Genomic DNA, 26,818 nt, shown 5'->3' with positions numbered 1-26,818 from the left:
AAAGACCTGCCAGTTAGAAAAAGATACCCAAAAAGTCAAACAGTCTAAACAAGTCAAAAACTCGCCCAACAGGCGCTAACGGAGTTTCGAGAGTATCGGCAATTCGGGCAGAATTCGAGCGACCGACGACAATAATGTCGTTATCTTGGAGGATAGGATTACTTTGCTCATTGATGCCTTGGGCAAAGTCAATTGGGATTTTTCGGTTGGATACAGTACCATCTGGGTTGAGGCGAATCAACTCCACAGAACTTCTACGTGCTCGTTTCTGGTCGAATCCCCCGGCGGCTAAAATTCCTTGATTTAAGGGAGTATTCGGCGGTACTTCCACGAGTCCAGGTTCTGTCACTTCACCCACCACACTCACTTGAATCTTATCTGGCGAAAAAGTTGCTGTGGCTAATTCTGTGGATTCTTGCGGACTAATGTCAGTAGCTCTAGGGACAATAATAGTATCTCCATCTTGCACCACCGTATCTTGTTGGAAATCTCCAGCTTGTAAGAATTGCCACAAATTTACAGGAATAATTTGTTCGGCTCCGGTTTTCGTAATGCGACGGAGCTGAATTTGACGGATGTCTGCCAGTGGCTTAATTCCCCCAGCTAGCCGAATCGCGTGGGTTAGTGTTGGTAAACCCTCCGTCGTTTGGAACGTTGCGGTGTTCCCGCCAATGACTACATAGGTTCCAGGGCGGTGTACTTCGCCGACAACAGCAACGGTGCGGGGTTCTTCCAGTTCAGGTGCAAACCCACTTGTGGCGATTTGTCGGACTTCTGCCAGGTTAACAGTGGTGAGTGTCGGCACAAAAACAGTATCGCCATCGCGCAATGCCACATTTTGAAGTTGGTTACCGGTTTGAATCAGTTCCCACAGATTAACCGTGAGCACTTGCTCAGAACTGAAGCCTTGGCGTCGGCGCAGTTGCACTCGACGCAAATCCGCCATCAGCGTTACCCCTCCAGCTTGTTCAATGGCTTGGGAGAGAGTCGGGTATTGTACCCCAGGCGAATTGCCTAAACCGCCGGTGAAGGACAGATTATAAGACCCGGGGCGATTAACTTCTCCAGCAATCGAAATATTTAGGGGACGGGGGTTGAGCAGAATAACGGTGACGAGGGGACGTTTAAGGAAACGAGCATACTCACGGGATAGAGTCTGGGCGGCTTGATCTGGAGTTTGTCCTTGGAGGGAGACACTACCAATCAGAGGTAAGGTGAGGGAACCACCTGGTAGAATCTGGTATTCCCCACTATACTGGGGTACTTCTAGGATATCAATGAGGATGCGATCGCCTCCGCCCAAGGTATACGCCGTTTCCGCTTGTGCCAAGCTAGCAGCTGGTTGTATACTTCTCCTTTGATCAAAAGTGGGCAGTTGAGCTTGACTTTTAGATAATGGACAAGTAAGGGTTAGTGATACCCATAAGCTCAGACCCGTAACGAGTGACGGCGTTAGGTGTTTAGAGGTACAGCACATACGCGACCTAAATCATGAAACAAATTATTTTATCTCCCTTAATTTTAACCTTGCTTGGCTTAGCTGCTATAGTCTACGTCGCGATTGGTTTCCAGCTTCTCAATAACAATAGCAAATTAAGCCTTATATTTGAGAGGTTTTTTATTCATGTATGGCTATTAGGTATTAACAATGTTGTGGTCGGTCCATTGCCATTTAACAAGCTTAATCCTAATGCACTTTATTTACACAACACAACCCTGCCTGCCATTGTCATGCAGTTTGGAGTTTATGGTGTCTGCTTGATTTTTCTTATCTCTAGATTAAATCAAAACCGATATACAATTATATCAATTTATTATCACTTGCTCAAATACATACCATCTTTTTGTTTGTATTTATTTATAATATCGATTTCTTTTGCTTGGTCAGGAACACCAGCTTACACATTGAAGTCTGCTCTTGTTTTAGTGACGACAACAGTTTTTTTTATATATGTCGGTCAAAGATATAGCATGAAAAGCCTATTTGACATAATTTTGTTACATCAGACTCTATTGCTTATACTTAGCTTTGTATACCAATCAGAAGCAGGTGGGGGATGGTCGGGAGTTTTGTCCCACAAAAATCCTTTTTCCTTTGCCATGGCTTTAAGTACAATCCTACTGTATATTCAGTCAGTTAAAATGCCCAAGTACAAATTTTTATTTTGGTTTCTATCTGCTTTGGGTGCTTTTTGTGTGTTTATCAAAGCCAACAGTGGTATGGGTAAGGTTGTCTTGGTAACTTTATTTGCTCTATTAGGATTTCTCCGCTTCATTAAACGGTTACCCCCGCGAGTGGCGTTTGCTGGCATGGGAGTGTTTTTGGCGCTGGGAATTTCTTTAGTTATTTTGATTACCAATAATGCAGAATATATTATTGTAGAGAAGTTGGGTAAAGATATGACATTAACCGGACGAACACTATTCTGGCCCATAATCGTACATACGATTAATAAACAGCCTTTTGTGGGTTACGGATATGATGGATTTTGGCAACCTTGGCGAGGTGAAGATAATCCGGCATCACCTATTGTTCTGCCTAATGGCTTTGTTCCGCAACATTCTCACAATGGTTATTTAGATATTGGTTTAGAGTCTGGTTGGTTAGGATTGACTCTATTTATTGTTACCTTACTCATTAATATTTACTATGGAGTTTTACATTTAATTCAGTGCAAAGAGCCTTCGGCTGCAATGCCTCTGGTAATTATTACCTGGATGGCGTTAATTAATGTCACAGAGAATGGGATTAATGACTTATCAGTAAGTTGGGTATTTCTAGTGTTAATAACAACTCGGTTAACAATGGAAATGGTAGAAAACAATTCAAAGAAATACTCTGAGAAGCAGGAATACTTGAGTTTAGGTACAAGGGGACTGTAAATTTTTAGTTAACTGACGCTTTACTCAGTATTTAAATTTCTAAAATCTGACTAGATTTAATCGGGTGCAATTATCCTAAATGTTAAACAAATTAGCCGCGATCACTCAACGATTAAGTCCTGGGTTACGCCAGGTTCTAGGTAACACGTCTTGGCTATTGGCTGATCGGATATTCCAGATGGGGCTGGCTTTAGTTGTCAGCATTTGGGTAGCTCGTTATCTCAAGCCACAAGACTATGGTTTACTGACGTATGCCATTACCTGGGTTTCCATGTTCGGTGCGATCGCGGATTTAGGTTTAGGTACAATCGTTGTTCGGGAAATTGCTCGTGAACCCTCGGCTCAAAATAAGAACTTAACCCTAGGAACAGCTTTTGTTCTACGACTAATTGGTGGCGTGATAACTGTAGTGATTACAGTTTTTACCATTTCTCTAGTCAAACCCAATGAAATTGTTACCCGTTGGTTGGTGGGTATCGTCGCAACGGGTACGATTTTCCAGGCGTTTGGCACAATTGATTACTGGTTTCAGTCACAACTTCAGTCCAAGTATATCGTTGTTCCACGGAATTTTGTCGCTATCTGTACTTCAGCACTGAGATTAGGCTTAATTTATATACAAGCTGCTGTTATTGCCTTTGCTTGGGCTAAATTAGCTGAAACAGCTTTGATGGGACTAGCACGAGTCATTTCCTATCGCATTAACGGCAATTATTTGAGTTCATTGCGCTTTAGCTGGATACGGGCAAAAAGCCTCCTCCGAGAGAGCTGTCCCCTGATTTTGTCAGGTATAGCTATTTATGTGTATTCCAAAATTGATCAAGTTATGCTAGGCTCTATGTTAGAAGACACATCAGAATTGGGCTTCTATTCAGTTGCTGTAAAATTATCCGAGACTTTCGATTTTATCCCTATTATTATTGCTCAATCTGTTTTACCTAAACTGGCAAAAGTAAAATCTGAAAGTAATGAAATATATTATAAATACTTCCAGATCTATTTTGATATAATGATGCTTATGTGGTTAGTCATCGCTCTTCCAGTTTCTCTGCTCTCTCCTTACATTATATACACACTTTATGGACAACCCTACGCCGCCGCTGCCCCTATATTATCGCTTTACGTTTGGGCACAATTTGGAACGAATTTCGGAATGGCAAGAAGTAACTATCTTAATATAGAAAGGAAGTTACAGTATTCTTTATATCTCAGTCTATCGGGTGCGTTTATTAACATAGCATTAAACCTTTTTCTGATTCCAAACTTTGGAGCAATAGGAGCTACAATAGCTACTATCATTACCTACTTTATCGTTATTATTGTGCTGAATTTTGTCTTGACCGATTTGAGGTTAGTTGGTGTAATGGTACTGCGATCTCTGAACCTATATCAAGTCTATAGAAGAATATTAGGAGTAGTCCAATGATTAAAATTAAACCAGAGATTGAACATAATTCCAATTGTCCCTATTGCCAAACCCACTTACAACCTATCAAGGTAAACTGGCAGGGTATGTATACTTACATTAAATCTCAATGCCCCTGTTGCAATGCCCAACTTTTAGAGAGCCTGGAAATTAGCCATGTTATTGACCATCCTTACCAGATTGACGTAAGCAAAGGACAAATTTGGGGTGACAAGACAGCCCAGGATCACGCACAACACTTGCTTAAAGCTCTGGAAAATCCTATCCCAGAACAACTTAATATTGACAAAGAAATTTTCAAGTCATATAAGCAGGTGATTTTACTAAACTGTATAGACTTTTGGTATGGACATTGCCTGCTTAAGTTGCTCAATGCCCAAAGACATTTAGACTCCCATCCTAGTTACGGTTTGGTGGTGATTATTCCACCCTTTTTAAGATGGATGGTTCCTGATGGAGTGGCTGAAGTTTGGACAGTCCCGATTCCTCTCAAACATGGTTTAAGTTACTATCCAAGCTTTTCGGAGTTTGTCAGCGAAGAATTAAAACTTTTTGATGAAGTGTATGTCAGTAAAGCTCATTCCCATCCAAGTCAGTTTGACGTGACTCGGTTCACTCAAGTCCCTAAGCATCGCTTTGATCAGGATAAGGAAATTCAAATAACCTATATTTGGCGTGAGGATCGGCTGTGGTTTGATAATGAAAGCGGCTGGACTTCTTTTATTTTCCGAGTTCTTAAAAAATTAAAAATACATAAGCCGATAGTCATGTTACAGAATTGGCGAGTGCGTCAGCTATTGAGCCAACTAAGAACGAGTATTCCCTTTTCAAAATTTGCCGTTGCTGGTTTAGGCAAACAGACAAAGTTTCCTAGCTGGATTGAAGACTTCCGAGTGGATAAGTTTGACGAAAAAAGCGAGAGGGGACTGTGCAAGCTCTATTCAGAAAGTCGCTTAGTTATAGGGAGACACGGTTCCAACATGCTTTTACCCTCAGGTCATGCTGGCATGACACTTGATTTAATGCCAGATGGTCGCTGGAATAACTTTGCTCAAGATATTCTCTATCAAGAAACAGATCCAAGAATAGCATCATTGCGCTATCGGTATATACCACTTCATACTAATATTAATTGCATCGCCTCTATTGCGTCAAAGATGGTTTTGAGGTATTCACATTTGCACAAGCAAATGATAGCTGATAAACCCCAAAAAAATTAATTTCAAATAAACGAAGGTTTTATTCAAAATGCATGAGTCTTTGAAAATACGATTAAGAGCCTATTGGTACAAACTTAACAAACCAATCGCAAAAATTTTGGTTAACTTTCTACTTAAATTGCCAGAAAGATCAAAGCTTTTTGGTTTGCCACAAGGTTTTTATGAGGTTACTGAGGATTGGATTAATGACTCAGGATTAAATAAAGTAAAGCTTCAAGAAAACTACAAAAAAATTCATTTTCCCCATCAAATAGTTAGAACCGAACCTGGGCGACTGGATAAAAAAGCGCATTGGAAATTTAAACAAGAATATCAGCGCGAATCGCCAGAAACATTTGTCGTAAAGATTCCCAATGGACGAGTTTTGGGTCAAGGGGGAACCATTATTACTCCTGATGATAAGGTTTTAGCAGATCTCTCTAGAATTTATTCACAAAGTATTAACGATCATCCTATTTTTTGTCAGTGGAAGTTTCCAAAGCTTCAATGTATTGATGGTACAGTTGCTGTATTATCAGCGATAGCAGGTGAAGGATACTTTCATTGGATGTGTGATGTTTTACCACGCATTGAATTATTGCGTCTGAACAATATTGACTTGAATACAATTGATAATTTTTTAGTAAATCTTTACCAAGCACCGTTTCACAAGGAAACTTTAAAAACTTTAGGCATTCATCAATCCAAAATCATAGAAAGTGTTAAGTTTCCTCATATCAAGGCAACCCAGTTAGTTGTTCCTTCTTTGCCAGGAATCAGTGGTAATATACCCAAGTGGGCATGTGATTTTTTAAGAAATACTTTTCTATCGGGCAACCAGACGAAAATCTCTGATCTACCCGAACGGATCTATATCAGTCGAACTCGTACAAATAACCGCAAAATCATTAATGAAGCTGAATTGGTAAAATTTTTAATTCCCTACAAATTTAAAACTATTTTTTTAGAGTCAATGTCAGTTGCTGAGCAAGCCTTGCTTTTTTCAAGGGCTAAGTTTATACTTGCTCCTCATGGGGCTGGACTAACCAATCTAGTGTTCTGCAACTCAGGGACTAAGGTTATAGAAATTTTCTCGCCGTTTTATGTCAATGTTTGTTATTATTCATTGAGTAATCAAGTTAATCTTGATTACTATTATTTATTAGGTGAAGGGAAAAGACCACCTGAATATGTTGATCCCGGCTTAGGTCGTGCTAATATTTTGGTCAATCTTGATTCCCTGTCAAACTTGTTCAAATTAGTTGGTATTTAGTAGCATGAGAATAATTGAAATGGTGCAATCTATCTTTTGCTTAGACTTAAAAATGCTTGATGTAGTTTTTTAAAATTGCTACGAATACCAAATATGGAGCGTTCGGTTGTTAGCAAAACTTTCCCAAGAGACAGCCAAAATTGCTGTTCTCCTAAATACTCTCTAATCAACTTATGATTTAATCTAAGAGCTTGGTATTGATACTTAATATGCATTAGTGAATTATCTTGTGATAGTCCAAAGTTTGTTTTTCGGTAATTAATACCATCAATGCCAGAATGTATCCATGGATTAGGACAAGCAGCTAAGCGAATTTTAAACTCCCAATCTTCATATTTTTTGAGACTATGCTGAATTCCCCCAATTTCTAAGTAGAGCTTTTTAGAAAAAAGCATATCTCTCGGTATTTTTACCAAATTATTAATCATCCAGCTTAATCGTTGCTGTTGATTAAAATCCGCAAACATTGCAAGATCTAAACAATAATTTTGTTCTATTTTTTGTTGGGTGACACAAATATCAGAATAAGCTATTGAGTTCTCACGCTTGTTAAATGCTATAAATTCTTGCTCAATTTTTTGGGGAGAGTACCAATCATCTCCATCAACTGTTGTAATTAAATGACTTTGAGCGGCCCTAATAGCTAAGTCTCGGTTAATACTTACTCCCAGATTTTTTTCTCGGAAAATTGGCTTAATTTTGGAATGCTCATGAGCGAGAGATATAATTAAGTCTCTTGAACCATCGGTAGAGCCATCATCAGCAACAATAATTTCCTTGACTGGCAAAGTTTGATTAACTACACTGAGTATAGCCTCTTTCAAAAATGACCCGTTGTTGTAGCTAACGATAATACAGCTAATAGTAGACATATCTCAAAAGTTAAGTTGATTATTGACAAAGAGATGTATGCAGTTGGAGGTAGGAGATTCAAAAACATTGAAAAGCAGAGAGAAATCTTATAAAATATTGATTCATTTTTTCTTGGGCTATTTGTCTAAAATTTTATTTGATGTTTTAGTCAAACCACCTTGCAAAATTCTATGGAATTTTTCAGCCATCTTAGGTAGTGCATAGTAGTCTTCTACATAGTGACGTCCTTTTTGTCCCATTTCTCGTCGTTTTTGTTCAGAATTGACAAGACAGGAAATTGCTTCGCGCAACTGGACAATATTTCGTTCCTCAACAAGAAACGCTAAATCTTTTTCTCGGATAGCATAGGGGATACCACCGCAGTTAGTTAGTACACAAGGTAGACCACAAGACATTGCCTCAAGGTTAGCAATACCAAAATATTCTTCCCAACGCCCAATACTTACCGCATGATTGACAAATATATCCGCCTTTCCTAAAATATTGGGGATTTCTTCATGAGGAACCGAATTCAAAAATGCTACTTTTTCATTTAAGTTACGTTCGGTGACTTCGGCTTCTAAAAAGGATCGCATTGGACCTGAACCCAAAAATTGCAGCAGTAAATTACTACGTGTTTTTAATAAAGGAGTCATTGCTTCTAAAATATAAAGAAATCCTTTTTCTGGTATCATTCTCGATATGACTAACACACGTAATATGCCATCTTGCTCAGAAAGTTTCGGTTTTGGTGTAAGCTTTTGAGTATCGATAGGATGCCCTAGAATACTAAATTTAGGAGCAATGACTTCATCAAATAAACCTATATCTTCAAAACGTTCAATACATTTAGGAATTGTAACAATTATTTTCTGGGTTTGATAAAATGCTTTTCTCATCCAAAAACGCCGTTTCAGAGGCCAAGTGAAATCTTGAGGAACACCTCTAACAGTAAGTGAAACATTAAGAAAGACTGGCTTTTTAAATCGATGGGCATTTTTAATAGCCAATAGACCTTGTGGGTAGATTGTAGGATCTACGGTCAATATACCATTCGCTTGAGTAAAAATTGAGTTAAGATATTTGTTAGTTGAATTTATCTTGGGGAGTCCTAGTCTGGACAAACTTCCTTTCCATGCTTTTCTGGGGAGAGCAATAATTTGAAAATCTGGATCTTCATAGCTCTCTTCCTCTGATTTGACGATGGTAAAGCTATAGTCATAGTATTCTTGTAGATATTTATATATTAGCGTTTGTACTTTAAATTCGGTTCGATGGCTAATAACGCCAGGGCGGAATGCTATCAGATTAATCATAAGCAAAAATTATATTTAGCAACTAAAACAGTAATGAATTGATTATATCAAGATTATGATAAATCAGCACATAATTTTTTGTAAAAAAAAAAAAACTTTTATTTACTTATGTAAAAAAAAAATGCATCTTAGATTTAAATCTGCTAACTTTAGCAGTTGTATATATAATGGATTTGTAAATATTGGGCGACTTAATCATATTACTATCAAATATAAAGGTAAAGGCAATAAAATGAATATTCCTCTTTTCATCTTTCATGTTGGCTATATAGACTATCTACGGCTAGCGTTAACAACAGCCAAAAAATATAACAGCGATGTTTTGTTAATAGGAGATGAATCCAATAAAAGGGCATGGAAGCCTCATTTAATGAAAGACGAATTAAATTCCCCAGTGTATCAGGATTTTTTGAAAGTATATACTAAAATGTCGTCTTATAATTCAGAATATGACCTGCTAATTTTTGAACGTTTTTTTTGTCTCAGAGAATGGATGAATCAAAATAATATAGACAAAGCTTGGATGCTAGATAGTGATGTAATCAGCTTTAGTAATTTTTATGACAAGTATTCAAGGTATTTGCACAATAAAGATATTGTTGCTTCTCTGAGTATTCCTCAGCATCAAGACAATTACAGATGGGCGGCATTCGGACATAATTCTTATTGGACACTAGAAAGAATTACATCATTTACAGATTTTTGTATCGAAACCTACAGTAAAAATTTAAGCCTACTTCAAGAAAAATATGAGTGGCATATCAAAAATCATATTCTTGGTGGAGTATGTGAAATGACATTGCTCTATCTATGGGCGAAAGGAAAAACAGATGTGTTTAATACAGCTAAAGTCTATGATGGTATGACTATTGACAATTGGATTACGTCTTCGGAGAATTTTGAATTGAATGAATATCCTGTTACTATTGGTGGAATTAAGCAGATTACGTTTAAAGATGGTATCCCCTACAGCTTTAACAAAAAATTAGGCAAGGATGTAGCTTTTTTAGCCTTGCATTGCCAAGGTTCAGCCAAAAAGTATATGAGATTTTTTGCAAATGATCGTTTGAAAGATTTTTATCAGTTAGCTCCAGTTTGGGAATTAGTGCGTCCTCAGCGCGTTAGGAATAAAATAAAGAAGCTGATCAAAAAGGTATAATTTCCTCTGAACTACAGTTGTCGGGTATATAGATGGACTCCGAATACACGACTGTGCTGATAATTGGCAATAAATGCCAGTCCAAAAAAGTAGCTTATTTAGTACCTTAGTATTAGGATGATTTAGGGGGCAAACAATGAGAAATTATGAAGAGCTGAATATAGCGCAAGAAGTTAGCGAAACTGATCCATTTACTCGAGAGAGATATAAGCAATTTTACTGTCATTTTCCTGACGATGTTCAAACAGTTATTGATATTGGATGCAATACAGGAAGAGGTGGACAAATTCTCAAAGAATTGAATCCAAGTCTTAAAGTGGTTGGCTTAGATTGTGTAGCTAGCCGTTTAGCTAAGATATCCCCCGATATTTATGTTAATACAATCTGTTCATATTCAAGTAACATAGAATCACCGGATTTCTCTTTTGATGTTGTTGTTGCTGGCGAATTTATTGAGCATATTTATCCAGATGAGGTACTCAGCACATTACAGGAATTCTATCGAATTCTTAAACCTGCTGGCAGATTGCTGTTAACAACACCTAATCCTAACTACCTGCGTCTAAAATTGACCGGAGGAAGTGTTCTAGGCGGTGCTCATGTCTCACAACATTATTCGACTGACTTAAAACAGCAATTAGAATCAGTGGGTTTCGTAAATGTTGAAATCACAGGCAGTGGTAAAGTTACTCGCATTTTAGGTGAAAAATTCCCAATTCTTTCGCTTTATGGTAGTTATTTGGTAATTGCCACTAAAGAGTGAAATATATAGATATTAACTCAAACATGAATACTTACGTTCAACAAATTCTGGACTTAATAAATATTCAAAAGAATAACTCCACACCTTAAAATTTAGGTCAACCCATGATTCGCGATCGCACTGCCGTCCTGATCACCTGCCATAATCGTAAACCCAAGACCTTGGCTTGTCTAGAGGCTTTATTTAGCCAGACAGTCCCTAGCCATTTTACCCTAGATGTCTATCTAGTCGATGATGGCAGCACCGATGGTACAGCTGAGGCAGTACAGCAGACTTATCCTCAAGTCAAACTCGTGCTAGGGGATGGAACTCTCTACTGGAACCGGGGAATGCACAAAGCCTTTGCGGAAGCACTCCAGCATGATTATGACTACTACCTCTGGCTTAATGACGATACCATACTCTACCCAGAGACGTTATCTTGCCTTTGGCAAACCTCTCACCAGCTAGCCAAGCAAGGGTATGAGAAAGCCATTATCGTTGGTTCCACTCGCCATCCAGAAACCGACAAACTTACTTATGGTGGAGTCGTGCGAAAAACCTGGTGGCATCCCTTCAAATATCGCCTTGTTGAACCCAGTACAGAACCCAAACCAGCGGAAACCCTGAATGGTAACTGCGTCTTGATCCCCCGCGCTGTTGTGCAAATCCTGGGAAACATCGATCCCACCTTCAGTCATAGCATTGGTGACACCGACTATGGCTTGCGAGCGCAACGTCAAGGGTGTAGCGTTTGGGTAGCACCCGGCTATGCTGGGAAATGCCAAACGAACCCACCCCAAGGACACCCCTGGCATGATCCCGGATTCACATTAAAGCAGCGATGGCAAGCAGTCACGGATAAAAAGGGTTTACCTCCCAGAGAGTCAAGAGTATTTTGCCAACGTCATGCGGGTTGGTTATGGTTGTTCTATTGGTTACTCCCCTATGTACGCTTAGGATTAGTTTCACTTTTGCCTAAAGCAAAGGCGAAGAAAGCATGAAAACAACCAGATACGGATACAAGACTATTTCTATGTTAGGATATTTCTCTATCGCATCTACTCAATTGAGTCACCTCCAACATGAATCAAGCCTCACATAAGAAGATACCGCCTGTGTTTATCGTCAGTTCAGGAAGAGCTGGAACAACCTTGTTAAGGGGACTCCTGAATGGCAGCAATCAAATTCATATTCCACCCGAAAGCGATTTGATCACTAGGGCATACCCTTTTTATTATGACAAACAGCATTTTAGTGACGAGGATTACAAAAAAATTGTAAAGCTTTTCATTAATACCTCTGAAGATAATGGGTGGGAGATGACAGAAGACTATTTACTGACTTGTTTGAAGGATCAGGCTCCCCAAACCTTTACTGATATCAATTCTACTATCTATAACGCTTATCTTAAACACGTTGGACTAGACAGTCAACAATGGGGCATTAAACGTCCTGTATTAATCGCTGGAATTGATAGAATTATTCGCACCTTTCCAGAGGCAAAGATTGTTCACGTTGTCAGAGATGGTCGAGATGTTTTTTTATCGTATAAAGAAATCCATCGGAAGGATGCCGTAAAATTTGGACCTCAGGGTGTCGTAACAAATGCCCTTTATTGGATTGATGGACTCCGACGTATTGAAGAAATTAATAACCTCGATTTTTATGAGCTTCGTTATGAAGACTTATTAAGTGATCCTGCTACAGAATTAAAGGAGCTTTGTGTATTCTTGAAAATAGATTATGAGAAATTTATTGCTGATGAAAATGATAAAAGTATCAGTAAAAACACAGCCTTAAAAACAAAAGATAAATTATTTATTCGTAAAATTAGTGAAATTAAACCAACAAACACGAAAAAATATTTAACCAAGATGTCTCAGATCGATCGATTCATTTATGAATTGATAGCCGCACCTTACTTGATGAAATATAACTACCCGATTGAGTTTAACGTTGTAACTTCTTTCCTTTGGTTTCCCTTAAGAAACATTGCCTACATGGGAGCAAGACTGTTTAACAACTGGCGTTATCACAGACGTGATATCGAAACCTATAATAAATAAGCAAGGTCATACATTCGCCCAAAAAAGCTCAGTAAAGTGAACGTGAAGAATACCATTTCAATTGCTTGGCTGCTGCCTTCAATGGAACGACAAAATTACTGGCAGCCACTGTTCAAAGAATTTACCAAAACCTTTCCACAAACCCAAGTTTATACCGGGTTTTGGGAAGGATTTGTTCCTGGGCTTGAAGACGCCTTTACTGTTGAAGTTGTCGGCAAGACTAAATTTGTACCAACAACCCAAGGAACAGGTTACAGTCCCGGATTTATATCCCTATCCCCAAGGATTATCGTTGAACTGTTTAAGTTTCAACCTCAGGTCATCTTTGTCAGTGGTTTTTCATTATGGACGTTACTCAGCTTGGTCTTTAAACCTTTAGGCAGGTGGAAAGTCATCATTATTTACGATGGTAGTTCTCCCACTATAGACTATATCAACTCCAGACGGCGTTTAATCTTGCGAAGTACGATGGTTCGCTTTGCGGATGCCTATATCACAAATACGAATGGAGGCAAAAATTATCTGACCAAAATTCTCGGCGCTGAAGAACATCGTGTGTTTGCTAGACCCTATCAAGTACCCGATGTGAAAACCTTGCTGGGACAACAGGGCGAAGAAGCAAATAGTGAACTTGAGTATCAGCATCCAATTTTTCTGTTTGTCGGTAAACTCATTCCCCGCAAAGGGTTACGTTTCCTGTTAGAGGCTTGCACAATTCTTAAGCAGCAGGGATACCAAAACTATACCGTACTCATTGTCGGTGATGGAGAACAACGAAAAGAACTGGAAATATATAGTCAAAATCAGGGATTAATGGATTGTTTGCGGTGGGTGGGTTGGGGCAACTACGATAAATTAGGGGCTTATTTCCGTCAAGCCGATGTTTTTGTGTTTCCTACCTTGGAAGATATTTGGGGTGTAGTTCTCCTGGAAGCCATGGCGTTTGGTCAACCAATTCTATGTTCTAAATGGGCGGGTTCTTCGGAACTGGTTGTTGAAGGGAAAAATGGTTATATTTTTGATCCCTATCATCCTGAAGAATTGGCTAAACATATAAAATGTTTTATCGATAATCCAGATTTAATTATTTCAATGGGTCAACAATCGCAGCAGCTTATCGCCCAGCATAATCCCGAAGCTGCGGCTAATTTTCTGATAGAGGTTACCTCTTTTGCTTTGAACCAGTAGGTGCGACACACCGCATAAAATCAACACAACTAACCCATAAATCTTATCGGATTGCCCTGCATCAAGTATCAGTAATGAGTTCACACCGCATACATTCAGACTGGGGCGAGTCGAGACACATTAATTCTCACACCGCCGCATTTGCTCAGCGACTCGCCCCTACAAATCCCTACAAATCCCTACAAATCCCTACACATTCCTATATATCCCTACACATTCCTATATATCCTTTCATGTCCTTTCAGGATTTTCCTAAATACCTCTGGATAAAATCGCGCTGGAGTCAATCGCTCAAAAAGTAATCGTAACTGTCGCTGTAGTTCACAAAATTCCGAAGGAGAAAACCGAGAATGCCATTCCCACAACCGTTCAGGTAACTCCTGTAAACGAGTAGACGGAACCCGGACAATAAACTGATCCCAAGGAATTTCATCCTCTAGAGGCAACATAGAATCTGTGTCAATCAGTATCGGTACTTTACCCAAAGAAAGCGCTTCATAGAATCGCCAACTATAATTATCAGTACCGCGAACACAGAGGGCATAAGCGTTCTGTTGTAAATTATTCAAAAATTGCTGACGTCTGTTTCCTTGTACACTGGGTCCCATTCCCACTCTTCCGCGCCGCAGAAAATCCGTCTTGATGCGATGATCTTTTTCCATAATTTGCATGGCATCAACTCGCAGTGGGTAACAACACGTTGCCCGTATTCCACGAGTTGTACCACAGAAAAAATTAGCTGCCATCTGACGGGTCAGACTTTTAGGCATCATCTTCCAAATAGCTAGTCCCATCGCTCCTCCTTCTCTCCCACAAAAACTGACACTTGGCAAGTGTTCTTTTTCCATCGGTTGCCAGTCGCGGATACCTAATTCCACGATTAAATCAAACCCATCTGAATCGAGGAATGCTGGACTGAGAATCACCCCAGACTCATGCAGTGAACGATACCAAGAAAAGCGGATAATATAGTCGAGCCATGCAGGTTTTTGTCGCTCATGGCTGATATCAAACCCAATGGAAGGTAACTGAAGTTGAGAAACTATCGTGCCAATCTCGTGGAGTCGTTCGGGGGAATAGAATGAAACATTAGAGGGCAACAAAAACCCATCCGCGTCTTGAGTCTCAACAATATCAAACGTCTCTTGAATCACCTGATTAAAGGCTGGAGAATAAGCACCACGCCATGCTTTGAGCAGGGGGCATCCATTGGGAAATTGGTCTGCCTGTGCTAGTTCAATGCCAAGAGTGGTCAGTTTCAGTTTGCGTTCCATAAGCATTCATATAATATTGCAAATCGCCCCTATTTTATTGGCAACTTCCGATAAATCTCAGCCCACAATTCTCCCTTAACATCCCAATCATATATCTCATTGACCTGCTTTTGACCAGCTTGTCCTAGGCTATTTCTTAACTCTGAGTCATGTGCCAAACGAGTCATCGCCTCTGCCAACCCCTGCACCGCCTGCTCCGGATTTAAGGCGGGCACTTTAATTCCCATTTCCGCCGTCACCTGGGTAGCAGGTCCACCTAAATCTAAACAAATAACGGGACGCCCTGCTGCCATTCCCTCCAAACACGTCAACCCTCCAGAATCGTGCAGACTAGGATGAACGAGAATGTGGCATTCCCCTAACCGCTCCAGAGATTGTTCACGAGGCAGATTTCCAAAAAACTGGATTTGGGACGCAACTCCTAACTCTTCAGCTAACAGTTGCAGCCGTTCTCGTTCCGCTCCATCCCCTAACAACCAATATTCAGCATCCGCTAGATTAGCTTTAGCAAAGGCACGCACCGCCAGGTGATAACCTTTCCAGTGCAACAACCTGCCCATACTGATAAATCTTACTGTGGAAGCCTCAGGCATGGGACATTGTTCTAGACGAGCTAGCTCCGGTTTAGATAAGCCTATTTGAGATAATACCTGCACATTGTTTGCTCCGAGCTTTGACAAACGTTGGGCAGTTTCCGCCGTTGTTGCCAGTGCTACTATACTTCGCCGAGCCGTAATCCGAGTAAACGGATCTCTTTCACCCAATCGTTGAGCCAAGTCTCGCAGCGTTTCGTAGACCTTTCCCCGTAAACTAAAATCAGCCCAAAACGGTTTAGGCGCCTGTTCCCCACCACCAACAGGTCCCCAAATAAAGGGAACAGGTAATAGTGACAGGAAGCTGGGCGACCAAAACTTGACATAAGTAACATGATGCACCACATCAAAACCAATTTGTTCATGCAACGGACGCGCTATGAAATAGGCTTGTATCTGCCAAAGGTAATAGTGCAGTTGAACAGCCCCTTGCTTATTTCTCCAATCTTCTGTCCAATTGAAGGGATCGAAGTAGATAAAGTGCAATTTAGGGACAGGGTGACGAATAAGTTCTGCCTCAATAGTCGAGCGGAAAATCGTTCGGGTTAGTACCCAAGTCTCGTGATACTTAGCGAGTGCCAGCGCTGTATTCCAGCCGACTCCTTCTTCGGAGCCACAACCGGGTTCACAGGTATAGGCAGATACTAGAATTTTCATCAGCGGAGTACCTCTTGGTCAAGACTAAGGGCGTTCCTCATCTGAGTCCCCAAGGACGCGATCACATATCCTTTTTGTATGCAAGAAGGAAACAACTGCCTAAATAAAATTCACCTGAACCACCAAATCATTATAATCACGATCGCCTCCACCCAGTTGATCCTCAAACCCAAAGGTATTATCCCCCAGCAAGCGGACATGATCTACCCCATCCGGGTTAGCCCCTATAAAGGCAAAATAAGCCATCACGTCTTCACCACTCTGATTAAGGGGATTCTCTGTCAAAAACTCCTCTACTGTACCATCGGCGATAATAAACGGAGCAACTAACGTCCCAGCCGGGAGTCCCACGTTTGTGTCCAACCGCTGACTAACCGCCGCCTCAGCATAACCGGAGTCACCCGGTAGCAAACCCCCAATGCGACCATCCGAGTCATCAATGACATAAAATCCAAAGTCATTGTCATACTCCGCGTCACTATTGACACCAAACACAGCCGGAATCATACCCGTTAGCTGATCCCGTAAGTCAATAATTTCCCCTTCTTGTCCTCCTTGTAACTGGGTTCCGAATCCTGGCTCAGTCTCCGTGATTTGAACGGAGAAAACTAGGTCATTAAAGTCCCCATCGTATCCATCTTCCCACGCCAGGTTATAGTAGTTATCACCCAGTTCTGATACCTGTACAGGGTCAAACTGATCCCCATTGGCAGAAGTCAAGCCAAAAGATATATTATCAGGAGTTCCTCCCGCCGCCAACTCAGCCCGTACCATATCCGTGGTACTATCGTTGACCAGGTAAAACCCAAATTCCTGACCCCCATCTATGCCAAATTGACGGGTGAAGCTCAAATCCGGAAACTGATTCCCAGGAAGTACTGAGAAAACAACTTGGGATTGGCTGAGTGCGGCTTCCAGATACCCAGTTTCCCCAGGAGCAATACCGTTAATATAACCTGACTGATCATCTACCCAAAAAATGCCAACTTCATTAACCGAATCCGTGTCACGTCCAGTTAAATCAAATTGAAGTTGAACCGCATCCGAGTCTCCTTCCACGAAGAAAACATCCTCGGATGTGTGACTCAGTGTGGGTTCTTGGATAGGTGGAGGGCTAGGTACAGGGGGGGTTATACTATCGGTGGTTACCTGGGCGAACGTAGCAGCAGAATCACCAACATCGTTAATTGCCCGAATGCGATAGTAATATTGCGTGTTCGAGGTTAAATCAGTATCCCGATAACCGGTAACATCAGCCGCCGTGGTTGCTACTACTGTCCAATTTTCTTGGTCGCGCGATCGCTCAATCTTAAATCCTGTTTCATTATTACTATTATCCGCCCACGCCAGTTCAATTTCCTTAGCAGAAACGGCCGCCAGCATTAAATCACTCGGAGCCGTTGGTCTAGTCTCTCTAGAAGGGCTAATCACCGCTCCTGCTGTCACTAATGGATTACTAGGTCTGGGGGCTATTTGCACCGCTCCCCCAATATAGGTAAACATTCCCAGTTGAGGGTCAATCAGAGTAACACCTTCTGTTACTTTCCTATCTTCAGGATTGGGTTCTAAGGATTGGACGTTTCCTCCACCGTCTTTGAGTACTGTACCTGTATGGTGATTGATATTCCAACCATTGCCGCCATTGTAGGCAAAGTTATCAGCAAATAGAGTGTTTTTGAGTGTGGTATTTTCTCCACCGCCAAATAATCCTCCTGCCATAAACCCAGCGTAATTATTGGCAATTGTGGTGTTGCTGATTGTTTTGGGTTTAGATGCACTCGGTAGCACGAGGGCACCACCTAAACCTTCCTTCCCATCTACTGATTCAGCTCGGTTATCGTAAAATAAACTGTTGTCAATAGTAACAGGCGCATTCTCACCGATCCATGCTCCCCCACCTTGATCAAATGCTCGATTATTAGCAAATGTAGTATTCTTGACGATTAACTCACCCACGCCATGGCGAAGTCCACCCCCGATGGAATCGCCCTTGGCATCATCAATCACCTGATTATTGATGATTGTACTATCCTCTATTCTTACTGTGTCGCCCTCATAAACATAGACAAACAACCCTCCTCCTTGTCCGGCTCCTTTATTGCCCTCAAATCGACTGTTACGAATTTCTATCGTGCCTTGAGTGCTGTTATCATTGGTCGGCGAAGCCCCATCAGTATAAATTGCACCACCGTAACCGAGTTGTACTGAACCACCGGCTGTCGAGTCATTCTGGATAAAGGTTGAGTTTTCAACAATCAGACCCCCTAAAACGATATTAATCGCTCCACCGTTAATTCCGGTGTTCTTGATAAACTCACTATCCCGGACAATCGTGGTGCTTTCACTAGCAACCGCGATCGCACCAGCGCCACGGTCACTTTTACCAGATTCCTTATTCCCTGATGAACTATTCCCTTCAAATTCACTACTGATGATCGTATTGGTACTGCGCCAACCCGCATAAATTGCACCACCGCCCACACCATTAGCATAATTATTCTTAAATTCACTATTTTCTACGGTGAGTGTGGTGTAACTATCTGTACGAATTGCTGATCCAGCTCCATCTTCACCGACTTGATTCGTTTTACCATTAACCAGAATCAAATTTCGTAGGGTAAACTCGGTGGAGTTATAGCCCGCGTCTCGCCTAATATCAAATATCCGGTGGGCATTATTACCACTAATTGTGATACCTTGATCATTGCCCCCATCAATTGTCAAGTCTTTATCAACGACTAGTTGACCACTGGTGAGGGTAATGGTGTGGTTCGCTAAACTAGAGTCAAATTGAATCGTATCCCCTGCCTCAGCTTGCGCGATCGCAGCTCTCAGAGAACCCACTCCATTGTCAGCCGTGCTTGTAACTGTAGTAATAGTCATAATTTCTATAGCATGCACCCGTTTTTTGCCAGATCAAATCTATCCCTCGCCCAGAACGTAAAACTCAACGTCTATCTAGGTCAGGGGATTTTATACAGGGCGTCACCGTGTTAATACATCATCAAACTCGGATTAAAACTCATAATCCATGAACAATGATGCGAACTAAACAGTGTCACCGAGTTGGCTTAGATCATCTTTCAAGTCGAGGGACTTGTTAAAAATTTAATCGCTAGACTGAACCCTATAAGTATATTTTTCTCTGTCTGTAGTAAAACTACTGAATTTAATCAACTACTGTCTACCCAAAAATAGACTCTTCACAGACTCTTCATCAACAGCCTGTCGTATCTTCATGAAAACTTCACAGTAATTTGACCAACCCTTCTGAGATCTGCCATCTGCCTCGTTCTCATCCAAAAGGGGGAAGTTATAGCAGTAGACACATCGATTAGGACAAACGAACTATTATTGTAGAGGTAGAGACGCGCCATGGCACGTCTCTACCAAATGATGCGTCCTAACCGCTCTTTACAAAACTTTGTAAAGAGTCTTTACATAAAGACTCGCAATTGGTTGATTTACATTTCGATCTATGTACAACTATTGACATGACTGAGCAATTAAAAGTAAATTGCTTCCCATAAAGGATTTTAGTCTCCAACCCAAAATAGTTTCACACCTAACTCCCCAGGCTTAGCGAGGAGCGAGATGAGGACAAACTAAAAAGCCGTTGACCGTGCGTCTGGCTCACTCCAGGTCTACAGAAACAAGGTTTTGGGACTTCGGGCGATAAAAATGCGAAACCCTGCTTGGGCAACTATGAGGAAATAGAGAGGAAATAGAAATGAATACTCAAACCTTACCAGTGTCTCCCAGTCAAACCCCAATCATCGGGATTGGTGTTCATCGGACAAGCTATGAGGAATGTACCGATCTGATTATTCAAAACGCCAAACAGCATCAATCGTGTACAGTAGCGGCAACGGATGTGCATAGTATGATGCGCGGTTATCTTGACCCCCAAGGTCATGGCTATCGCCTGAATCATTTTACGGTAGTCACCCCAGATGGTCAACCTGTACGCTGGGCGCTGAATCTGTTTCGCCAATCGGGAGAAAAATATCTGCGCGATCGCGTCCGGGGACCTGAACTTATGTTAAGGGTGTGCGAACGAGCAGCGGCTGAAGGCGTGAGTATTTTTCTCTATGGTTCAACCGATTCGACGTTAGAGCAACTGAAAATCAAGCTGACTGAAAAATTCCCGAATTTGAAAATCGCTGGTGCAATCTCTCCACCGTTTCGAGCAATAACTCCACAGGAAGATGCTGAGTACGTCCAAGCCATTCGCCAGTCAGGAGCGGGTATCGTTTTTGTCGGACTAGGATGTCCAAAACAGGAAGAGTGGGCGTTTACCCATCGTCATCGCTTGGATTGTCCGATACTTTGTGTCGGTGCGGCGTTTGATATGCACGCAGGTCAAGTTGACGAAGCCCCAATCTTAATGCAAACGTTCGGTTTAGAATGGCTCTATCGATTTATGCAAGAACCTGTTCGTCTCTGGAAGCGCTATCTATTAATCAATCCACTTTATCTGGTGCTGGTCGCTTTGCAGCTTTTCAAAGTCTTGCCCCGCAAAAAAAAGCATAATCGAATCGACTATCAAACCTCTAATATTATATGAAAAGACCATAAAGTGGGAGATTATCATTGGAGTCGCTTATATGACTTGTCCGCTGCAATAAGCTGTCATGCATTTAAATTGGGTATTAGTAGCGAGCAAGATGCAAAGCCTGCGGCATGGCTTCGCTTAACGCACTACAAGGCTTTCCCAATCATTGACATTAAGGTTTCCACGAGTAATGTTTGGACACAACGTAACCGCCAAATACTGAGCGCTTATTTGATCAGTTAAGTGTAAAAAGTAATAAAGTGAAGAGTCAATTGTAGGGGCGGGTTTAGCCGTTTAATGGTGATACACACCGATAATCTATCAACAGAACCCGCCCGGATAAATAATAAAATTGGACTCTAGACTAATATAGCCTTATACTAATTTGCAGTCTAAGGTAGAATCTGTCATGCTGAGCAAAACCCTTCACGACCTTCGAGGGCAGGCTCCGTGAAACGGAGTGACGCTCATCTGTCCAGATTCTTCGCTTCGCTCGTCCTAGACATGATAGAACGCAACTTGGTATTACTAAGGCAGGTTAGGACATTTTCTACTGTTCCCCGTTCCCCGTTCCCTGTTGGGATTAACTGATGTCCTAACGTATCCTCGTATTGCTATATCACAGATAGCGGTGGTTTGACCAAAATTTTTGATTGAATCCTTTAGATGTGATTTCGTTGGGAATTGATTCTAAACTTCACTAATAAAATAATGAATTACAATATTGGTGAATTCCTATAATAACTGTACTGGTATTCCCAGGAATACAGCAAAAATACGATAATAGAGAAAGGAGTAAATTTGGTGAAGCCAGGATTGATAAATAAATTTTCGGTCGTTCGTTCGGTTCTCAGTCGCCTACGGATGATTGGGGTTGTCCTGCTGGTGTCATTCCTCCTATCTGGCTGTGTTAAATATGATGTTTTAGTTAACGTCAAGGATGAAAACCACGGCGCGATAGTGCAGCAAATCCGCTTGGGAGAACAACTGAGAAGTTTTAGTAATGCTCAAGCGACTGAATGGCTGAAAAGTATTGAACGACGTGCTAAGGAACTCCACGGAAAAACGACGCGCCGTTCTCAGCAAACACTTGTCGTCACAATTCCATTTAGTAATGGGCAGGAATTGACCACCAAGTTTAACCAATTTTTCAACCCAGTCAACCCCACTTCTAGAAGTGCTAAGGATAGGGGAAGCGTTGATTTACCGAGTCTTGACTCGACATTAAGTCTGGAGCAACGTAGCTTTTTTGTGGTGCAACAGAATCAGTTAAACTATGAACTGGATTTGCGATCGCTAGCTGTGCTTTCGGCAAAGGGTAGTGTAATCGTTAGTCCGGGTTCGCTGTTGGATTTGCAGTTTAGTTTACAGACGCCTTGGGGGGCAAAGATTATTGATTTAGGGGATAATACGATCGCGCCCAAGATTTATGAGGATGGACATCAGCTTGTGTGGACTCTGATTCCGGGTCAACTTAACCGCCTAGCTGTGGTTTATTGGGTTCCTAGTCCTCTGGGAATTGGAACGATTGTAATTGTACTGTTGGTATTGGGCGGTTTTTGGGTTAAGTATAAGTCATTTCCCGGAACATCAACAGTTTGACACTCCCCCAACTCTTTTGAAGGGCGGGTTTAGTCAAGTTATCAGTTTGGTGCAAAATGTTATCTGTAAAACCCGCCCCTACACCCCCCGATCTCAGCGCTCTTCACCTTAATTTGACACCAATGGGCATTGCCGTACCCCTACTTTCACCAATACGTTGCCCAGCTTAGACAACTATTGTCAGCAAACACAATAATAAGGCTTCTGTCCATTCCACCACCGCCCCATAAGTATCTCCGGTATGTCCTCCCAACTGGCGGTAAAACCAGAAGCCGGTCAAAAGCGCGATCGCACATCCTCCTCCGGCGCTAATTATCGCTAGCGCCAGACTACCTCTATTCACGATTAGGGGTAATCCACATACCCCTAGGAGTAAAAATGCCCCCCACAGACTATCAATCGGCACCCGAATCCCTTGTTGATGAAATGCGCCTTTTCCTGTGGGTTTGAGGTACGGATAAATCGAAATCGCCACCACTTGTCCCCAGCGCCCCCATCCGGCTACAGTAATTAATGCCAACCAGCGATGAGTCTCAATATCCGTAAGCGCCGCCATTTTTAGTAAAATTAGCGCGATCGCCGCCATCGCCCCAAACGCCCCGGTAACGCTATCTGCCATCACCTCCAGCCGTCGCTGAGGATCTTGTACACCTAAGCCATCTGCCGTATCCATCACGCCATCTAGATGTAATCCTCCGGTGAGTGCTACCCAACTCACCACGATAATCGCACTTCGGGTCAAGTGGGGCATACCCCAGTGTTGCAACAGAGCGTCTAGCATGGCTAATAGAATACCAATAAATAGTCCAACGACAGGTGCCCAACGGGCAATGCGCTCAAAGTCTAACCCCCAACTCATGGGAATGGGGATACAGGTATAAAAGGTAATAGCACCCAACCAAGACTGCCAGGACTTTTGCACCGCTTGCCACATCGATTGCACTTTAAACCCCTTCATGGAGAATAATCTAATCTAGAGGGACACAGGTGCAGGTAAGCCCGGAAGCACGGGGATACAGGTGTCACAGAGATATTGAGTGGCTCAGGATTTGGGTTCATAGTTCACTACACAGAAATTTACGTATATTGTCCGATGAATAGCGGGTAAATATTGGGATAGTATGGTTTAGTAACCCTACTGTAATACCCGTAACACTCAAGTATTTCAGATAATAATCCACCGGCACGAGCCCGTGGATGAATTTCTGATTCTTGATTGCCACAGCTTCTGACTTGCCTTTAGCTGGGCAGTCGCTAAAATCGAAGCATTAGGTTTTTCAGTCGGGTTTTACACGAATGCCAATACTCTTTGCAAGGCAATATCAGCCCCTTATGCATCATAGGCTTTACCCATGAGTTATCATCAACCTCCACGCCGACTTCCCGCCCCTTGTATCATTGATACGGGCATTATTATCAATAAGCAAGACATGGGACGCCTACTCACTGATTTGGGTCGCGTCCGCTATATTCACACCATCGATAGCAACAAGCAAAGTGAGGGGGAAGGATATGTGCTGGAAGTCTTTGCCGATTCCCGCCGTTCTACCCTGATTGCGAATCAAGCTATCTACATCAATGTCGAGAGTTTTGATTACTTGCAACTGCATCAGACGCCAGAAAAGCAGGCTTATTTTGATTTAGTCCAGGATAACCGTCGGCTAAGGCTGATTCCCCTATCCAACCCTTTACATGAGCAATCGGTGGAAACCCTCAACGCCGAAGCCCTAGAAGCCATGGTCACCCAGGTACTCAATGCCCGGTGGGATGTACAAATTGATGATGAGGGGGAATGTCCGTTCTAAACCGCAAATAAAAGAGATGATCAGCCACAATAATCAAAGCATGATCACGAACCCTTAACCCCATTGGCTCAAAAACACAATTCATTTTCCTTTCAATGTCAGGCATGGTGCAGCCAAACCAAGGCACGCGCCGGATTACTGCACAGCCCCCATGGTCTGATTGAAACGCCCCGGTTTATGCCCGTGGGTACTTTGGCAACGGTCAAAACTCTAACTCCTGCCCAGTTAGAAGCAGCACAAGCACAAATTATTCTCGCCAATACCTATCATCTGCACTTACAACCCGGAGAAGCGATTGTCCAGCAAGCGGGAGGATTGCATCACTTCATGGGTTGGCAGCGCCCAATTTTGACGGATTCGGGCGGCTTTCAAGTTTTTAGCTTAAGTAAATTACGACAAATTAGCGAAGAGGGTGTGGTTTTTCGTTCGCCTCGGGATGGACGGTTAATTAATCTCACCCCAGAACGGTCTATTGCCATCCAAAATGCGCTAGGGGCGGACATTATTATGGCATTTGATGAATGTCCGCCGTATCCAGCGAGTCGTTCACAGATTGAGGCGTCACTGGAGAGAACCGATCGCTGGCTGAAGCGCTGTATCAATGCTCACACTCGTGCGGATCAGCAAGCTTTATTTGGTATTGTTCAGGGCGGTGTGTATCTGGATTTGCGTCGTCAGGCGGCTGAGTCGTTGGTGTCTTTGGATTTACCGGGGTATGCCATTGGTGGGGTGAGTGTGGGGGAACCGGTGGACTTGATCCATGACATCGTGGCGGCGACGGCACCGTATTTACCCGTTGATAAGCCACGGTATTTGATGGGGGTGGGGACATATCGAGAAATGGCACGCGCGATCGCATCAGGTGTGGATTTATTTGATTGTGTGATTCCCACGCGCTTAGGGCGTCATGGGGCGGCGTTGGTTCAGGGGGAACGCTGGAATTTGAAAAATGCTCGGTTTCGTGAGGATTTTACGGCGTTGGATTCGACTTGTCCCTGTTATTGCTGTCAGAACTTTAGCCGCGCCTACCTGAGTCATCTGGTGCGATCGCGGGAAGTTTTGGGCTTTATGTTAATCTCCCTGCATAATGTGACAGAGTTGATTCGCTTTACCCAAAGTATTCGAGAGGCAATTATACGGGATACCTTTACCACAGATTTTGCCCGATGGCTAGTGCAGCGGGCATGAAAATACTTGAGCAGCTTCGTAGATACGATGAAGCTGGGGAAGCTGGGGAAGCTGGGGAAGCTGGGGAAGCTGGGGAAGCTGGGGAAGCTGGGGGAGGAGGCGAAACGACGGGCGGCGCAGCGTTTGGGGTTTTAGTTGTAGAACTAGAATAGGAAGATCATTAACACGATATAGGGTAAAGTCAATGAATGTGTCTTTAACTCCAGAACTTGAGCAGTTTCTTCAACGCCAAGTAGAGGGCGGGAAATACAAATCACCGGAGGAGGTTATCCTGGCTGCACTTAGGGCGTTTGCTGAACGGGAACGTATCTATAAGGGGCGCTTTGAGGAATTGAGGGGGGAAATTATGGTTGGAGTTGAAGCGTCGAAACGGGGAGAGGTGGTTGATGGTGAGACGGTTTTTAGCCAACTCGAACAGAAGCTGCTTTTACGTCGTTCTCAAGAGGGTGAATGAGTAATATTTGCCAATTTACTGTTCCAGCTAGTCGAGATATTGAAAGTATTATCGACTATGTTGCTGATAAGAGTAGTTTGGGTGCAGCGGAGCGTTTACTTAAGAAGATTAATCAAAAGTGTCGGACGTTGGCTAGTTTTCCGAACATGGGGCGGAGGCGGGATGAGCTTTTACCTTCGTTGCGAAGCTTTCCTGTTGAGGATTATTTAATTTTTTATCAACCAATTGAGAATGGGATTATTGTATAAAAACGTAACCTGTAAGAAATCTGGCGTCATGAAATCCTTAAGCAAATTATACTAAATCCCTATCAGGATTGATGGTTTTTCTCAATCATACATCAACCCTAAGACATAAATTTGGTGAAGTTTGGAGTTTGTAGTAAGGGCTTTAGCCTGTTATAAGTAGTGGCGTAGTACATAAGCTGTCATGCAATTAAATTGGGTATTAGTAGCGAGCAAGATGCTTAGTAGCGAGCAAGATGCTTAGTAGCGAGCAAGATGCTTAGTAGCGAGCAAGATGCTTAGTAGCGAGCAAGATGCTTAGTAGCGAGCAAGATGCTTAGTAGCGAGCAAGATGCTTA

At 42.2% G+C, this 26,818-nt stretch carries 23 protein-coding genes; 16 read left to right on the top strand and 7 right to left on the bottom strand.

The genetic code is table 11. The annotated features are described in order from the left end of the window. Nucleotides 1-13: 13 nt before the first annotated feature. Nucleotides 14-1,330, bottom strand: coding sequence for an SLBB domain-containing protein (locus RIB93_RS30625; RefSeq protein ID WP_446378770.1), 1,317 nt, complete (start codon nucleotides 1,328-1,330; stop codon nucleotides 14-16). A 161-nt stretch (nucleotides 1,331-1,491) separates the two neighbouring features. Here RIB93_RS30625 and RIB93_RS30620 point away from each other — a divergent pair, with 161 nt between their 5' ends. The 4 genes from RIB93_RS30620 (at nucleotide 1,492) to RIB93_RS30605 (ending at nucleotide 6,781) form a co-directional block, all read left to right on the top strand. Further along, complete coding sequence (locus RIB93_RS30620; protein ID WP_446378768.1) at nucleotides 1,492-2,883, top strand: O-antigen ligase family protein; 1,392 nt, start codon at nucleotides 1,492-1,494, stop codon at nucleotides 2,881-2,883. Nucleotides 2,884-2,962: 79 nt separating this feature from the next. Continuing rightward, complete coding sequence (locus RIB93_RS30615) at nucleotides 2,963-4,309, top strand: flippase (protein ID WP_446378766.1); 1,347 nt, start codon at nucleotides 2,963-2,965, stop codon at nucleotides 4,307-4,309. Then, on the top strand, nucleotides 4,306-5,529 hold the full coding sequence (locus tag RIB93_RS30610; RefSeq protein WP_446378764.1) for a hypothetical protein: 1,224 nt from the start codon (nucleotides 4,306-4,308) through the stop codon (nucleotides 5,527-5,529). Before RIB93_RS30615 ends, RIB93_RS30610 begins: the two co-directional genes overlap by 4 nt. Before the next feature lie 28 nt (nucleotides 5,530-5,557). Then, a complete protein-coding gene (locus RIB93_RS30605) occupies nucleotides 5,558-6,781 on the top strand; it encodes a glycosyltransferase family 61 protein (RefSeq protein WP_446378762.1) in 1,224 nt (407 codons plus the stop codon). A 29-nt stretch (nucleotides 6,782-6,810) separates the two neighbouring features. Here the strand turns inward: RIB93_RS30605 and RIB93_RS30600 are convergent, their stop codons facing one another. Further along, nucleotides 6,811-7,653: a glycosyltransferase family 2 protein gene (locus RIB93_RS30600; protein ID WP_446378760.1), complete on the bottom strand. Its 843-nt coding sequence runs from the start codon at nucleotides 7,651-7,653 to the stop codon at nucleotides 6,811-6,813. Between the two features lie 117 nt (nucleotides 7,654-7,770). Continuing rightward, complete coding sequence (locus tag RIB93_RS30595) at nucleotides 7,771-8,949, bottom strand: glycosyltransferase family 4 protein (protein WP_446378758.1); 1,179 nt, start codon at nucleotides 8,947-8,949, stop codon at nucleotides 7,771-7,773. Nucleotides 8,950-9,070: 121 nt separating this feature from the next. Here RIB93_RS30595 and RIB93_RS30590 point away from each other — a divergent pair, with 121 nt between their 5' ends. From RIB93_RS30590 to RIB93_RS30570, 5 genes are all read left to right on the top strand, one after another. Beyond that, nucleotides 9,071-10,108: a hypothetical protein gene (locus RIB93_RS30590; RefSeq protein WP_446378756.1), complete on the top strand. Its 1,038-nt coding sequence runs from the start codon at nucleotides 9,071-9,073 to the stop codon at nucleotides 10,106-10,108. A 136-nt stretch (nucleotides 10,109-10,244) separates the two neighbouring features. Continuing rightward, nucleotides 10,245-10,871 carry a class I SAM-dependent methyltransferase gene (locus RIB93_RS30585; RefSeq protein ID WP_446378754.1) on the top strand — a complete coding sequence of 209 codons (627 nt, stop codon included), beginning with the start codon at nucleotides 10,245-10,247 and terminating at the stop codon, nucleotides 10,869-10,871. Between the two features lie 104 nt (nucleotides 10,872-10,975). Then, complete coding sequence (locus RIB93_RS30580) at nucleotides 10,976-11,854, top strand: glycosyltransferase family 2 protein (RefSeq protein ID WP_446378752.1); 879 nt, start codon at nucleotides 10,976-10,978, stop codon at nucleotides 11,852-11,854. An 81-nt stretch (nucleotides 11,855-11,935) separates the two neighbouring features. Continuing rightward, a complete protein-coding gene (locus RIB93_RS30575) occupies nucleotides 11,936-12,919 on the top strand; it encodes a sulfotransferase family protein (RefSeq protein ID WP_446378750.1) in 984 nt (327 codons plus the stop codon). A 42-nt stretch (nucleotides 12,920-12,961) separates the two neighbouring features. Beyond that, entirely contained in the window at nucleotides 12,962-14,107 is a 1,146-nt protein-coding gene (locus RIB93_RS30570; protein ID WP_446378748.1) for a glycosyltransferase family 4 protein, read from the top strand. 209 nt (nucleotides 14,108-14,316) lie between these two features. Here RIB93_RS30570 and RIB93_RS30565 read toward each other — a convergent pair whose 3' ends face one another. From RIB93_RS30565 to RIB93_RS30555, 3 genes are all read right to left on the bottom strand, one after another. Then, nucleotides 14,317-15,381 carry an exostosin domain-containing protein gene (locus tag RIB93_RS30565; RefSeq protein ID WP_446378746.1) on the bottom strand — a complete coding sequence of 355 codons (1,065 nt, stop codon included), beginning with the start codon at nucleotides 15,379-15,381 and terminating at the stop codon, nucleotides 14,317-14,319. 29 nt (nucleotides 15,382-15,410) lie between these two features. After that, nucleotides 15,411-16,631, bottom strand: coding sequence for a glycosyltransferase family 4 protein (locus RIB93_RS30560; protein ID WP_446378744.1), 1,221 nt, complete (start codon nucleotides 16,629-16,631; stop codon nucleotides 15,411-15,413). Between the two features lie 99 nt (nucleotides 16,632-16,730). Further along, entirely contained in the window at nucleotides 16,731-19,514 is a 2,784-nt protein-coding gene (locus RIB93_RS30555) for a DUF4114 domain-containing protein (protein WP_446378742.1), read from the bottom strand. 847 nt (nucleotides 19,515-20,361) lie between these two features. On the opposite strand from RIB93_RS30555, the gene RIB93_RS30550 reads away from it, so the two are divergent. Next, a complete protein-coding gene (locus RIB93_RS30550) occupies nucleotides 20,362-21,198 on the top strand; it encodes a WecB/TagA/CpsF family glycosyltransferase (RefSeq protein WP_446378740.1) in 837 nt (278 codons plus the stop codon). 804 nt (nucleotides 21,199-22,002) lie between these two features. Continuing rightward, complete coding sequence (locus tag RIB93_RS30545) at nucleotides 22,003-22,788, top strand: DUF3153 domain-containing protein (protein ID WP_446378738.1); 786 nt, start codon at nucleotides 22,003-22,005, stop codon at nucleotides 22,786-22,788. A 166-nt stretch (nucleotides 22,789-22,954) separates the two neighbouring features. Here RIB93_RS30545 and cobS read toward each other — a convergent pair whose 3' ends face one another. Next, entirely contained in the window at nucleotides 22,955-23,746 is a 792-nt protein-coding gene (cobS, locus tag RIB93_RS30540) for an adenosylcobinamide-GDP ribazoletransferase (protein WP_446378736.1), read from the bottom strand. A 394-nt stretch (nucleotides 23,747-24,140) separates the two neighbouring features. On the opposite strand from cobS, the gene RIB93_RS30535 reads away from it, so the two are divergent. The 5 genes from RIB93_RS30535 (at nucleotide 24,141) to RIB93_RS30515 (ending at nucleotide 26,483) form a co-directional block, all read left to right on the top strand. Beyond that, nucleotides 24,141-24,593, top strand: a complete 453-nt coding sequence (locus RIB93_RS30535; RefSeq protein ID WP_446378734.1) for a hypothetical protein — start codon at nucleotides 24,141-24,143, stop codon at nucleotides 24,591-24,593. Nucleotides 24,594-24,656: 63 nt separating this feature from the next. Next, nucleotides 24,657-25,781 (top strand): tRNA guanosine(34) transglycosylase Tgt, encoded by a 1,125-nt coding sequence (tgt, locus tag RIB93_RS30530; RefSeq protein ID WP_446378732.1) that lies wholly within the window; start codon nucleotides 24,657-24,659, stop codon nucleotides 25,779-25,781. Then, nucleotides 25,760-25,933, top strand: a complete 174-nt coding sequence (locus tag RIB93_RS30525; protein WP_446378730.1) for a hypothetical protein — start codon at nucleotides 25,760-25,762, stop codon at nucleotides 25,931-25,933. The genes tgt and RIB93_RS30525 overlap by 22 nt, the downstream gene beginning before the upstream one ends. A 32-nt stretch (nucleotides 25,934-25,965) precedes the next feature. After that, the gene (locus RIB93_RS30520) at nucleotides 25,966-26,235 is read left to right on the top strand and encodes a type II toxin-antitoxin system ParD family antitoxin (RefSeq protein WP_006101934.1); all 270 of its coding nucleotides are present in this window, start codon (nucleotides 25,966-25,968) and stop codon (nucleotides 26,233-26,235) included. Continuing rightward, the gene (locus tag RIB93_RS30515) at nucleotides 26,232-26,483 is read left to right on the top strand and encodes a type II toxin-antitoxin system RelE/ParE family toxin (protein ID WP_446378728.1); all 252 of its coding nucleotides are present in this window, start codon (nucleotides 26,232-26,234) and stop codon (nucleotides 26,481-26,483) included. Before RIB93_RS30520 ends, RIB93_RS30515 begins: the two co-directional genes overlap by 4 nt. Nucleotides 26,484-26,818: the final 335 nt, after the last annotated feature.

Origin of the sequence: Coleofasciculus sp. D1-CHI-01 (assembly GCF_040218875.1) — a bacterium.
In the GTDB taxonomy this organism is placed as follows: domain Bacteria; phylum Cyanobacteriota; class Cyanobacteriia; order Cyanobacteriales; family Coleofasciculaceae; genus Coleofasciculus.
This window is presented reverse-complemented; position numbering and strand designations above follow the sequence as displayed.